Here is a 12,117-nt window from a genome sequence, read left to right on the forward strand (position 1 = left end):
CTACGTTCTTGTGATGAAAACCATTCTGTTCCGCCTGATTGTCCTTGCCACGTGCCTGATTTGCCTTAGCGCGTCAAGCGCTGTCCTCGCCCAATCGAAATCCAAACCGAGCGACAAGTTCCGTCAGCTTGACGAAGTGCTGCCGACGCCGAACGAATACCGCACGGCGTCAGGCGCGCCCGGTCACAAGTACTGGCAAAACCGCGCCGATCACGTCATCAACGTCGAACTCGACGACGAGCGCCAACGCCTTCAGGCGAGCGAAACGATTACCTACACGAACAACTCGCCGGATGAGCTGCGCTACCTATGGCTTCAGCTCGACCAGAACATCTTCGCCAAGGACAGCGATGCCTTTCGGTCGCAGACTTCCGGCGGGCTGGATCGCGTACCGTTGTCGGTGCTTGACGGCCTCCTGCTTCGCCCGGAGTTTGACGGCGGCTACAGGATTACGGCCGTCAAGGACGCCAAGGGGCAGCCGCTCAAACACGTCATCGTCAAAACCATGATGCGCGTGGATTTGCCGACGCCGCTCAAGCCGGGGCAGCAGGTGAGTTTTTCGGTGGACTGGAACTACAACATCAACGACGCCGTGAAGCTCGGTGGGCGGTCGGGCTACGAATACTTCCCGAAGGACAAGAACTACATTTACGAAATCGCGCAGTGGTTTCCGCGCATGTGCGCCTACACGGACTATCGCGGCTGGCAGCACACGCAGTTCTTAGGCGCAGGCGAGTTCACGCTGGAGTTCGGTAACTACCGCGTGGCGATCACCGTCCCGGACGACCACATCGTTGCGGCGACCGGAGTCTTACAGAACCCGAAGCAGGTCTTGACGCCGGAACAGATCGCGCGGCTGGAACAGGCGCGGACGGCGAAAGCGCCGGTGTTCATCGTGACGCCTGAAGAGGCCCGCCGCGCTGAGCAGGGTCGCCCGACCGGCAAGAAAACGTGGATTTTTCAGGCGGAAAATGTCCGCGACTTCGCCTTTGCGTCGTCGCGCAAGTTCATCTGGGACGCCATGGGGCACAACGTCGAGGGCAACCAGGTCATGGCGATGTCGTTCTACCCCAACGAAGGCAACCCGCTCTGGGAGCGGTACTCGACGCACGCCATCATCCATACGCTCAACGTCTATTCACGCTACACGTTCGCCTACCCGTACCCCGTCGCCATTTCCGTCAACGGTCCTGTCGGCGGCATGGAATACCCGATGATTTGCTTCAACGGCCCGCGCCCGCTTGAAGACGGAACGTACTCGGCGCGGACGAAGTACGGTCTCATCAGCGTCATCATCCACGAAGTTGGACACAATTTCTTCCCGATGATTGTCAACTCCGACGAGCGGCAGTGGACGTGGATGGATGAGGGCCTTAACACGTTCCTCCAGTATTTGGCTGAGCAGGAATGGGAGGACAAGTACCCGTCGTTTCGGGGTGAGCCGCAGTACATCACCGACTACATGAAGAGCGAAAACCAAGTGCCGATCATGACGCAGTCGGATTCGGTGCTTCAGTTTGGGAACAACGCCTACGCGAAGCCTGCAACGGCGCTCAACATTCTGCGCGAGACGATTCTGGGGCGCGAGTTGTTTGACTACGCCTTCAAGGAGTACGCCCGGCGGTGGAAGTTCAAGCGCCCGGAGCCGGCGGACTTTTTCCGCACGATGGAGGACGCTTCGGGCGTGGATTTGGACTGGTTCTGGCGCGGGTGGTTTTACTCAACCGACCACGTGGATATTTCCATCGAGAACGTCCGGTGGTATCGGCTGGATACGCAGAACCCCGATGTCGAAAAGGCGCTGCGGCGGCAGGAGCGCGATTCGCGGCCGGTGACGCAGTCGCAGGAGCGCAACAAGCCGCTGCCGAAGCGGGTTGACCAGTACCCCGAACTCAAGGACTTCTACAACCAGTACGACGAGTTGGAGGTCACCGACGCTGACCGCGAGGCGTACCGGAAGTTTCTGGAGATGCTGACCGACCGCGAGAAGGAAATCCTCAACGCCAACTTGAACTTCTACTTCGTGGACTTCAAGAACATCGGCGGACTGGTCATGCCGATTATTCTGGAGGTGACGTACACGGACGGGACAAAGGAGGAAATGCGGTTTCCGGCTGAGATTTGGCGGCTCAATAACTTTGAGGTGTCAAAGCTCATCGTGACGCCGAAGGAGATTGCGAGCATCACGTTGGATCCGCGCCTTGAGACGGCGGACGCGGAACTGACGAACAATTTTTTCCCGCGTCGTCCGGTCAAGTCACGGTTTCAGGTCTTCAAGGAGCAGCGGCAGGGGCCGCCGAATCCGATGCAGTTGGAGCGTAAGCGGCAATCGCCGCCGCAGCGCGACAACCCGCGCCGGTAAGCACGGCAACTCCAACCAAAGTCCCGTCGCTAAAACGCTGAACCCGTGAGGTAGCGGGGCGGCCGTTGGCGTGCGAGATACGAGGATGACCTAGCGACCGGCGCGCAGGTCAAGTAGATAGGTGTCCGACACGTAGCCGTCCGGATTCATGACTTGGACGCTCACGTACGGTTCGCGCGTCACTTCAGCCGGCAGGCGGAAATACACCCGCTGATTGAGCAGGCCACGCAACGACTTCCTGACGCTGCCTTGGCGTTCCACGCCGTTGACAATGAGCGTCGGCGTGTCGCCCAACCCTTGTCCACGCACAAACAGCCCAATGGTCGGCGCGTCTGATTTCGCCGAACTGTGCACGCGCGCGACGTTGGTCACCTGAATGTTGCTACAGACAACGGTTTGGGTGTCGGTGATCTGCCGCCCATACTCGTCCGTCAACCAGACCGTGTAACGGCCCAGTTGCGCCGGCAGTTCAAACATCCCCAGCCGACTTGACCAAGCCCGAAACGGAAGGCTCAAAAACGCTCCATCCTCAGTCAGCAGCGAGACGTAAGCCGCCTGTTCCAGTCGGTCGCCCAGTACCGTGACGCGCCGATTTTTCAAAGTCACGAAGTTGTTGACAAAACCACGTAGGCGCGGTTCCGTCGCCGTCGGCCGCGCCGCCACTTCTACAAGCGTCACAAAGGGCGACCACGCGCGGTCGTCGCCCAGCACGCCAACCACCAAGGCGCGCCCGACTGATGCTCCGTAGAGCGCAACCGTACTGTTGGAAAACACGCCCTCCACACAACCGGCGTCCAAGCTGAGCACGGCAAAGTCAAACACCGGAAGGCGTCCGGCCAGCGAGCGGGCAAAGCCCGTCCAAGTCATCCGCTCACCGACGTAAAGCGGCCAGTGCGGCGGCGGCGGTTCAGCCGCCACTCCCGAACGTATCGTCTCTCCTTCTTCTGCCGACGCTATTACCTTGACGGCCATGACCTGTGAAGCGACCGGCCCATTCGGAGCGCGACTTGCGCACACGGCCAGCACGCCCGCCGTTCCGGCACGCCGCGCCGTAACGCGCCAGACGACCTCATTGGCGGCGCGACTGGGCAGGATGTCCACACCCAGCACGGCCGACAGCCGGCTGCGGTCGGCCAAAATCTTTCCGGCCGAGTAGTAAATCGCATCGCGCACCGGATGGGACTCGAACAACACCACCCCGGCCAGCCGGGCTGCAACGCCGTCGCCGGTGAACCGAAACGTCACCGTTCGTACATCGCCGACGCGCATCAGCGACGGCAAGCCTTCAACGGCAATGGGCGCATCGCCGACCGGCAAGGCGAACATTGGGCGGAGGTCGGCCAGCGTACGCATGGAGTTAGTCGTTGTTAGCGTGTATCCCGGCCCGAACGTCACGCGCGGGACGACGGCGACATCAGCTTGCGCGGTTAGCAAACCGCAGAGCAACACCAACAACACCGCCGTAAGCGCCCATAGCTTCGGCGGGCGAATTACCGTGCGCATCGCGCCGTCACCTCGGAGAAGAAGTCGTGCGCCGACAGCTTTATGTAGCATAATCGGCCGCCGATACGAAAAGGCTCTGCTTGCGTGAGTTACTGATTGGAACGCCTATGCCGACCAACCACCCGTCATCCGCCGCTCAAGCCGACGCTCCGGCGCACATCCTCCACATCACCGACACTCATCTGTTCGCCAAACGTGATGGGCGGTTGCTGAAGATGAACACCTACGACTCGTTGAGCGCCGTGTTGGCCGCCGCCGCACTAAATGCACCGGATGCCGTTTTGGCGACGGGCGATCTGGCGCAGGACGGCGCAGCCGAAGCCTATGCGCACTTGACTGAAGCTCTGGCGAGCTTCGCCGCTGCCTACGACACGCCGCCGCCAGTGTATTGGCTGCCCGGTAATCACGATGAGCCGTCGGTGATGCGCGCGACGCTGGTTCAGCCGCCGCTGCGTCCGGAACGTGAGGCTGTTATTGGGCGCTGGTACGTCATCCTGCTTGATTCAACCGTACCAGGGGAGGTTGGCGGACGACTTTCCGACGACGAACTGACCCGACTTGACGCCGGGCTGGCGCGTCACGCCGACCGTCCGGCGCTTGTCTGCCTGCACCACAACCCGATTTCGGTCGGCGCGCAGTGGATGGACAACATCGGTCTGGCGAACGCCGAAGCGTTTTTCGCCACGCTTGATCGCCATACGAACGTCCGCGCCGTCCTGTGGGGACATGTTCATCAGGAAATTGACGTTGAGCGGCGCGGTGTTCGGCTGATGGCTTCGCCTTCAACCTGCATTCAGTTCAAACCCAAAACAGCCGAATTCGGCATAGACCAGCGCGCGCCGGGCTACCGCCGACTGTGGCTGTATCCCGACGGTCAGCTCGACACCAAGGTGTTCCGGGTTGAAGGTTTTGCCGGTTGCGCCGACCCCGACGCAACCGGCTACTGAGGCTGAGGTTACAAAACGACGACCGGACCGTGGTCGTCACAGTGACCGTCGTGGGCGTGGTGCAACCGACCGTTGACGAGGTAATCCACGTGGTCGCCGTGCGGTATGGCTTCGTGGCCGCAGCCCGGCCCGTGGACGTGGTTACACGCCGTCGCCGTCGGCGTACAGCCGTCGGGATTGGCGTCGCTGACGGCGATCACGTGTTCGTCGTAATGATCACCATGCTGGAAATGGAGATGGCCGTCGTGGAGGTAATCTACGTGGTCGTCATGGCGAATGCGGGTGTGACCGCAATCGGCGCTGTGGACGTGCGGATGATCGGTGTGGATGGTGCAACTGGTCATGACGGCGTTTCCTTTCGAGTTAGGCCGGGGTGCTGTGCTGCCCATGGCGAGCATGGGCAAGTCCCTGGTGAAAGAGGTTGCGAATGTGTTCGTCCGCCAGCGCATAGTAGGCATGCTTCCCTTCCCGACGGACGGTGACAATGCCCAGCGTGCGTAGCAAACGAAGTTGACTAGAAACCGCTGGCTGCGACATGCCCAACGTCAAACATAATTCGCCGACGCACAACTCGCCTGCATCCAGCAGGGCGATGATTTTGACTCGTGTCGGGTCGGCGAATGCCCTGAACACATCCGCCGCCCGCCAGGCCAGTTGGGCGTCAAGCGGCGTCCGTTCAGAGGGTTGATGTTCGGTGGCGCAGGCCGAAGCCATAGGCAACAAGCTTTACATAAATAGTTGCTTATATGTTTATACTCAGCCGCTCTGCGCTGTCAAGACATTTTTTGACGCTTGTTTTCAGGCTGGGGCGGAGCGACACACGGCGGCGGCAAGCGTCGGCGCGTTTTCAGGCTAGGAACGGGCGGCCGTGTTCAGCTTGTTCCAGCGCGGCGGCGATTCGCTGCGCCGTTTTTGCGCCACTAACCAACGCTGCGCTGAGGTCGGTGTCGCCGGTCAGCGACGCAAAGGCGTGAAAGCGGGCGACGCGCCCCGTCACCTCGACCAACTGTTGCGTCTCGCAGGCTATCAGCTCATCCGGTGACGCCAGCAAGCAGAATTGGCTTCCAAAGTGATGGCGGCGAACTGGCTCTAGTTCAGTGGTAAGCCGCAAGGCGGGACGTTTGGGCAACCCTGTCCACAAGGCGCTGGGCAGGCGCACGGCAAGCACATCCAGATAGTCGCGTTCGGCGGCCAGTTGCGCCTGAAGGATTGAAATCAGACGCAGGTGGGTTGGGGTCTGCTCCACATTGGCGAGGGTTTCCAGCTCCACTGAGCCGTAGGCGGCGACCTGTCCCAAATCGTTGCGCAGGTCGTCCACAAAGAGCAAATGTTGACCGGCAGCCGCTTCGTCCGCCGCCAATTCGGCCGCCGCCAGCGCCGTTTCCGCTTCAGTTGCTCCGGGCGGGCGCTCATGGGTGGCGACGTATGCACGGAGCATCTCCCGGCGGGCATGGACCAAGTTGTCGGTTGCCCCGCCGAAAATGGCCGTGCCGCCCGAAGCGAAGAAAAAGGTCGCCGGTGCTTCCAAAGCTATGCGCAGGAGGCGGTATGCTGAAAATGGGGGTGCCGTGAGCGGGCGCTCCAACCGTTGGGCGAGCGTCGCACAATGCAGTTCACCGCGCCGAATGCGCTGCTCGGTCCTTTCCGCCGCCAGACGAAATTGGTCGGGTGTCAAGGGGGTGACGATAGCGTGCCTCCCTGCCGGCGTCGCCGTGGGCAAGGCTGGGAACGGCCCTTCAAGTTGCCGTACAACGGTCCGGATGGCGGCACAGGCTTCGGCGTAGGCCGTTTCAAGCCGTTCAGTGCGTCCGTCAGTGGCGACATTGACGACGATGTGCAGCCGTTGGCGCACATGGTCGAAAACGATGACCGTGCTGAACGCCGCAAGGACGCCTTCAACGGTGGGTGGCGTACGCGGCGGTATATTGTGCAGTTGGTACGCCGCTTCGTGTGCTAGGTAGCCGAACGCGCCGCTGGCTAGTCGAGGGATGGTTTCGAGCGGCGCGAGGATGTCGGCGCGTAGGCGCCGACGTGCGGCCTGGAGCAGCGACTCAGAACGTTCAAGCGTGGCGTACGGCGTTCGCAGTTCCACTTTGCCGTCCCGTCCCGTAATGACCCAGCGTGGCGCGAGACCGATGAAGGTGTATGGCGGCAGCCGCCGATCCAGTCGGTGGGTCTCAAAGAGGCAAACATCGGCCGCTTGTCCAGCCGTCTTCAAAAAAACCCCGACGGGCGTATGGATGTCGGCCGGCAGGGTGACGGCGACTGGGACGACGGTAGCGCCCTGCGCGAGGCGGAGAAAGTCGTCGTAGGTCGCCGGATGAGGGGTTAGCGCGGTCATGCAGGCGTTTATTCTGGAAGCGGCCGGCGTTTACCGGCGCGGCTGCGGAGGACTTCCGCGACATCGTGGGGCGTCAGGTCGCGTGCAGCCATGAGCACGAGCAAGTGGTAAAGCAGGTCCGCCATTTCGGCCGCCAGTTCCAGTCGCTGGTCGTTTTTGGCGGCGATGATGGTTTCAGCGGCTTCTTCGCCGACTTTTTTGAGGATTTTGTCGAGTCCGGCGGCGAACAGGTAGGTCGTATAAGCTCCTTCCGGGCGGTTGGCTTTGCGGTCACGGATGAGGTCGTACAGTTCGTCGAGCAGAATGCCGAGTTCGAGGGCACTGTGCGGGACGAGTTTGACTTCCGGCGGCGCGATTGGCAGGGAGGATGAAGCGGACACCGGGGTTTCAGCGGGTGTTTGGGGCTGGGGTGCGGCCGATTGTTCGGGCGGCGGAAAAACGCGACTAAAGAAGCAACTGGTTGCGCCCGTATGGCAGGCTGGGCCGCGCGGTTCGACTCGGACAACGAGGGCGTCATGGTCACAATCGAGCCGGATTTCAACGACGCGCTGCGTATGGCCGGATGTAGCGCCCTTATGCCACAGGGACTGTCGTGAGCGGCTCCAGAGCCAAACCTCGCCTGTTTCGCAGGTGAGTTGGTAGCTGGCGGCGTTCATGTAGGCGAGGGTGAGGACTTCGTTGGTGCTGGCGTCTTGGATGACGACCGGCACGAGGCCGGCCGGATCAAAGCGAATCGTCTCCGTCATGGCGTTCAACAGGCCGATCACGACGGTTTTAGCACAGGCGGGCCGTTTCCCGACAGAGATAAAGAGTATTGTCGTGCGCCGCCAGGAAAGGGCGTCATTTTCAACGGACGACGCCGGAATATCGTCATCCAATACGCCGCTGCGTACTCATTCCGTTTGCAGCTTTCCAGTCGCCTTACGCCTAGATGCGGTGACGCTCCGACGTGAACCCCGTCAACAGCCGGGTATGTGAACGGGCTGACGCCGCCTGCCGGATGGTGGAACGCTCGCTACATCGCCTCGGAAGGCGCGCTAGGCATGACGCGCCAGCAGGTAATCGCAGACCTCAGGTAGGCGGGAAAAACTGTTGGGGAGGAAGAGGCAAACAATTGGGAGTGCAGCGACCAACCGGGTCAAGGTGTCTAAAATGACGGCTTGCGCCTCCGGCAGCGGCAGCCGGCCCGGGTAAATATTCGCCAGAAGCTTGCCGACGGCCAACGCCGGCGTCAGTGGGCGGCTCACCACAGGAGCGTCAGACGAATCTACTTCAAGCAGGTAGATCGTCGTCAGCGGAACCCCCAGCATCCAGTCGCCGGTCGGTTCGTCAAGCGGCAGGTATTGCTTCTCCCAGTGTTTAGAAATCGGCGGCAGGGCGTCGGGGCGGCCGTATAACGCCGTCACGGACGGCGACCACAAGCGAATTGCGCGCGGGCCAAAGTGGACGCGAAAACCGCCGTCTCGTTCTTCAACGGCGGCGACATCCTCCGTGACAATTCGTGCGCCGCGCGCCAACAACGCGGCGGCCAGCGTGGATTTGCCGACGCCGTTCGGCCCGACAAACGCCACGCCCGCGTTGCCAATCGCTACTACGCTTGCATGGAGACAGACGCGATGGTGTAGCTGCAACACAAAACCAAGGATGGGGCCGAGCAGATACGTGCAAGTGTCTTCGAACGTCTGAGGCGCGCGCCAATAGGCCGTCAGTCGTCCCCCGTCGGATTCGTAATCAAAGCTCGTCCCCACGTCATAACGAAACCAAAACCGATGTGCCTCCGGCGCATGGTAGGCGACCAACTCCGGCGACTGCTCGAAAGCCGACGGCCCGCAGTACCACGGCTCAACTTCCGGCCGCAACGCCGGCAGCATTCCTTCTTCAAAACCGAGGGCAAGGTCGGACGCACCAGTTTTCCCAATCGGCGGGAGCAGAAAGGGCACCGCTGTCGTCGTGGTCAGCCGCAGCCCATACACCCCATAAACGAGGGTCATTAGATCAGCGCGAGATGCGATTTGGACGCGGACCAATCCGATCCGCCCGCCCAACGCCGCCGACGGCCAAGGTCAACTCCAGTAACGTGCCGTAGTCCGTTAGTGTCGGCGCGCGGTATGATTTCTTGGATGATGGTTTTTCACTCATGGGCGGTTCGAAGGCTTCAGATTGGATTGAAATATGCGGCGTCATAGAAAACTCCAAAGTTTAGACAACAAACGGCGTTTTAGGATGATGCGAGCTTGAATTGCATCCATTTGTATAAGGTTAGCGGGCCGAGGTCAATCAAAGATTCGGCTTCCCGTTGCGCATTCCACACAATTTCACGGTCGAAGGCGTCGTTTGTCACAAAACACGCCAGGCGGCGACGAATCTCATCTTCAGCCGGCAAGCGCGTCCATGCCGCGCCATACTTTCGGATATAACCGGTAATGGGGAACGCCCGCAGCGGCGTTTTCGGGCGGCGGACGACGGCGCGCGGAAGCTGATGGCTGAGCGACTCCCGGAAAAGCCATTTATCAAGGCAGGCCGGCACGGTCGGGATCGCCAGCAGGAACTCAAGCGCCCGCAGATCAAGCAATGGATAGCGCATCTCAACCAGCGCGCCGGTAAAGGCCGGGTCGTTGTACTCATGATCGTTGGCCATATGAACCCGACTGAGCGCCCGTACGGCGAGGCTGTGGAACGGGTGATGCGGCGGCTCGTCCGCCCGGCGCTCAAAGTAGCCGGACTGACGAAGCCGCGCGACAAAGTCAGGCGCAAGCCACTGGGGAAGGTCCAGCTCTGGAGGCGCTGGTCGCACGCGCCCAAGCCGCCGCCGCAGCGAATAGAAGCCGTTGCGCGCGTCGCTGACGAAATACTCCGCCAAAGCCTGCACCAGCGCCGCCACTCGGCGTTGCGCAAGCAGTTCGCGCAAGTACGGCGCCGTTTCCTGCGTCAGCGCCTCATCGCCCCACTGCCCCGTCAGCAACACCCGCGAGTGCGCCGCCGCCCGCCGGTAGCTTTCCATGACGCCGCTCCAGAACGGCTCATGCACCGGCTCCGGCGGCGGCTGCGTCGCGTCCGGGTGCGGCGCGTAAGGCCGCCAATCGTCATGGGCAATGAACGTAATGGGAATACCGTGCGCCTGCGCCGCCATCTGCGCAAAACGCCGTTCATCGTCGGGAATCAGCCAATCGAAGACATTGGTGAAGGCATGCAGGGCGGTCGTCGGCGATGCGCGCCGCGCCGCCGCCGTAACGACGTTGGAATCAAGACCGCCGCTGAGAAACACCGAGGCGCGCGGCGTCCGCAGGCGATCCGCCACGGCTTTGTCCAAAATCGCCTGAAAATGCTCGACGTAGTCGCGGGAGCGGCGATACCGAAGACGCCCGTCGGTCGGCCAGTCCCAGTAACGCCACCGCCGGAGGCTTCCGTTTTCCAGACATAGGGCATGCGCGCGCGGCATGCGCCGGACGGCGCGGAAAAACGTCCCGTCTTCATCCAGTTTCATCCCGTGAATGAGAAAATCCGCGACGGCGAACACATCCAAATCGTCCGGGATGGCGCTGGGCACATTCGGGTGGGCGCAGACGGTGTCCAACGCGCTTGCCGCCACAAACACATCCGGCCGATGACTGTAGTACAGCGGCTTGACCCCAAATCGGTCGCGCGCGCAGAAGAGCCGCCGACGTAGGGCATCCCACAGCGCAAAAGCGAAATCGCCATGCAGATAACGCAGGCAATCCGTTTCCCAAGCGCGGTACGCCCGCCACAGCAGCTTGGCGTCGCTGTCGGCAGGGGTGGCGTCAAAGCCAGCCGCTTGGAGGGCGCGACACAGTTCCTCCCGCGCGTCAAGCCGAATATCGGCTGCCAGCCATACTTGCTCATCAAAGGTCGGCGGCGGCGCCACGCTAGTGAGGTCGTCTACCCGGAGATGGGCGTAGCCAAACGCGACATAGTCGTCGCTCCATTGCCATTGACCGTCAGGACCGCGCCAAACCAGCGATTGAAGCAACCGCGCGGGCAGGTCCGGCTCGATGAGGCTTCCGGGGGGCTGGACGATAACAACAAAGCTGCTCACAAGACGCCAAGCAAGATGCTGGAAAGCGGCTGGTCAAAAGCGGCGTAGTGTTGTCTGATGTCGGCGGCTTCCAGCAGCGGTCTCCCCTGCCACTCGACCCACGCATGAGCTTCCAAAGCGCCAAGCGTCTTTTGAACGCCAAGCACAATCTCGCATGTGACGCCGCGCCGCGTCAGCCAAAACCAAAGCGCCAGCGCCCGAATCAGGCAGGTCGTTGGGCGCAAAGTGTGCCGTGCCGCGCGGCCGACAAGTTCCGCCTGACGCATTACCCATTCCTCCGGCGGCGATACGGAGGAACACCTAGCTGTCATTCGTTGCAGGCAATGCAGACAGCAACGTACGCCAATAACTCGACACAGTACATCAACCGCTGTCAGTAGCGCCCAAGCCACCAAAAGGCCAGCGCGGTCGTCCGGCGACAGCCGCCAAAAAGTTCCAAGTTGGCGCAGACGGCGCTTCAATTGCATTGTCACGATACCGAAAGGGGTGGGACGATCTCGATCAAGCCGGCTTCGAGCAGTTGGTTGAGCAGTTCCTCGAAATCCTCAACAAGCCGCTCCCGCGTAACGTCGTATTCATCCAACAACGCCTCAACGGCGTCCGCAAGTGTGCCACCGTTCGTGGATTGAAGCAGCATGGCATACCCAACACTGTCGAGTGCATAGTAGTGCTCCGTAGCCAGATTAAGCAGAACAGCTTCGTCGGCGACACGACGCACAATGACGTGATTTGGAATCGTAGCGCGAGAGTTGAAGTCAACCATGGCTGCTTGCTTGGCTTTCCATCACGGACGTTGGCGGAACCGATATGTGGCTTCACCCGGCCGAGCAAGTCACACAAGGCAGGCGGCTCTAGAAAGACGAAGCTCATTCCTCCGGCGAGCCGGTTGGTGCCGCCTACGCTGCGCCGC

The 12,117-nt window shown here is 61.4% G+C and carries 12 protein-coding genes; 2 read left to right on the top strand and 10 right to left on the bottom strand.

From position 1 onward, the window contains the following. Window positions 1-13 precede the first annotated feature (13 nt). Complete coding sequence (locus NZ585_02070) at window positions 14-2,362, top strand: M1 family metallopeptidase (GenBank protein ID MCS7078824.1); 2,349 nt, start codon at window positions 14-16, stop codon at window positions 2,360-2,362. A 90-nt stretch (window positions 2,363-2,452) separates the two neighbouring features. Here NZ585_02070 and NZ585_02075 read toward each other — a convergent pair whose 3' ends face one another. Further along, window positions 2,453-3,916, bottom strand: a complete 1,464-nt coding sequence (locus tag NZ585_02075; protein MCS7078825.1) for a hypothetical protein — start codon at window positions 3,914-3,916, stop codon at window positions 2,453-2,455. A gap of 56 nt (window positions 3,917-3,972) precedes the next feature. Between NZ585_02075 and cpdA the strand changes: the two genes are divergently transcribed. Then, window positions 3,973-4,812, top strand: a complete 840-nt coding sequence (cpdA, locus tag NZ585_02080) for a 3',5'-cyclic-AMP phosphodiesterase (protein ID MCS7078826.1) — start codon at window positions 3,973-3,975, stop codon at window positions 4,810-4,812. An 8-nt stretch (window positions 4,813-4,820) separates the two neighbouring features. Here cpdA and NZ585_02085 read toward each other — a convergent pair whose 3' ends face one another. The 9 genes from NZ585_02085 to NZ585_02125 form a co-directional block, all read right to left on the bottom strand. Then, entirely contained in the window at window positions 4,821-5,156 is a 336-nt protein-coding gene (locus NZ585_02085) for a hypothetical protein (protein ID MCS7078827.1), read from the bottom strand. 19 nt (window positions 5,157-5,175) lie between these two features. Further along, window positions 5,176-5,526, bottom strand: coding sequence for a metalloregulator ArsR/SmtB family transcription factor (locus NZ585_02090; protein ID MCS7078828.1), 351 nt, complete (start codon window positions 5,524-5,526; stop codon window positions 5,176-5,178). Window positions 5,527-5,659: 133 nt separating this feature from the next. Next, complete coding sequence (locus tag NZ585_02095; GenBank protein ID MCS7078829.1) at window positions 5,660-7,153, bottom strand: chorismate-binding protein; 1,494 nt, start codon at window positions 7,151-7,153, stop codon at window positions 5,660-5,662. Window positions 7,154-7,161: 8 nt separating this feature from the next. Beyond that, window positions 7,162-7,899, bottom strand: a complete 738-nt coding sequence (gene hisIE / locus NZ585_02100; protein MCS7078830.1) for a bifunctional phosphoribosyl-AMP cyclohydrolase/phosphoribosyl-ATP diphosphatase HisIE — start codon at window positions 7,897-7,899, stop codon at window positions 7,162-7,164. Window positions 7,900-8,190: 291 nt separating this feature from the next. After that, on the bottom strand, window positions 8,191-9,144 hold the full coding sequence (locus NZ585_02105) for a hypothetical protein (protein ID MCS7078831.1): 954 nt from the start codon (window positions 9,142-9,144) through the stop codon (window positions 8,191-8,193). 4 nt (window positions 9,145-9,148) lie between these two features. Continuing rightward, a complete protein-coding gene (locus NZ585_02110; protein ID MCS7078832.1) occupies window positions 9,149-9,292 on the bottom strand; it encodes a hypothetical protein in 144 nt (47 codons plus the stop codon). Window positions 9,293-9,371: 79 nt separating this feature from the next. Further along, complete coding sequence (locus tag NZ585_02115; GenBank protein ID MCS7078833.1) at window positions 9,372-11,207, bottom strand: asparagine synthase-related protein; 1,836 nt, start codon at window positions 11,205-11,207, stop codon at window positions 9,372-9,374. Beyond that, window positions 11,204-11,674 carry a lasso peptide biosynthesis B2 protein gene (locus NZ585_02120; protein MCS7078834.1) on the bottom strand — a complete coding sequence of 157 codons (471 nt, stop codon included), beginning with the start codon at window positions 11,672-11,674 and terminating at the stop codon, window positions 11,204-11,206. Before NZ585_02120 ends, NZ585_02115 begins: the two co-directional genes overlap by 4 nt. 2 nt (window positions 11,675-11,676) lie before the next feature. Beyond that, entirely contained in the window at window positions 11,677-11,970 is a 294-nt protein-coding gene (locus NZ585_02125) for a PqqD family protein (GenBank protein MCS7078835.1), read from the bottom strand. Window positions 11,971-12,117 lie beyond the last annotated feature (147 nt).

This window comes from Chloracidobacterium sp. (assembly GCA_025057975.1).
In the GTDB taxonomy this organism is placed as follows: Bacteria; Acidobacteriota; Blastocatellia; order Chloracidobacteriales; family Chloracidobacteriaceae; genus Chloracidobacterium.

Bases quoted from the DNA above. Each gene is read 5' to 3' on its own strand.
- NZ585_02090 (MCS7078828.1), bottom strand. From the start codon at position 5,526: ATGGCTTCGGCCTGCGCCACCGAACATCAACCCTCTGAACGGACGCCG.
- NZ585_02095 (MCS7078829.1), bottom strand. From the start codon at position 7,153: ATGACCGCGCTAACCCCTCATCCGGCGACCTACGACGACTTTCTCCGC.
- hisIE (MCS7078830.1), bottom strand. From the start codon at position 7,899: ATGACGGAGACGATTCGCTTTGATCCGGCCGGCCTCGTGCCGGTCGTC.
- NZ585_02120 (MCS7078834.1), bottom strand. From the start codon at position 11,674: ATGCAATTGAAGCGCCGTCTGCGCCAACTTGGAACTTTTTGGCGGCTG.
- NZ585_02125 (MCS7078835.1), bottom strand. From the start codon at position 11,970: ATGGTTGACTTCAACTCTCGCGCTACGATTCCAAATCACGTCATTGTG.
- NZ585_02105 (MCS7078831.1), bottom strand. From the start codon at position 9,144: ATGACCCTCGTTTATGGGGTGTATGGGCTGCGGCTGACCACGACGACA.
- NZ585_02070 (MCS7078824.1), top strand. From the start codon at position 14: ATGAAAACCATTCTGTTCCGCCTGATTGTCCTTGCCACGTGCCTGATT.
- NZ585_02110 (MCS7078832.1), bottom strand. From the start codon at position 9,292: ATGAGTGAAAAACCATCATCCAAGAAATCATACCGCGCGCCGACACTA.
- NZ585_02075 (MCS7078825.1), bottom strand. From the start codon at position 3,916: ATGCTACATAAAGCTGTCGGCGCACGACTTCTTCTCCGAGGTGACGGC.
- NZ585_02085 (MCS7078827.1), bottom strand. From the start codon at position 5,156: ATGACCAGTTGCACCATCCACACCGATCATCCGCACGTCCACAGCGCC.
- cpdA (MCS7078826.1), top strand. From the start codon at position 3,973: ATGCCGACCAACCACCCGTCATCCGCCGCTCAAGCCGACGCTCCGGCG.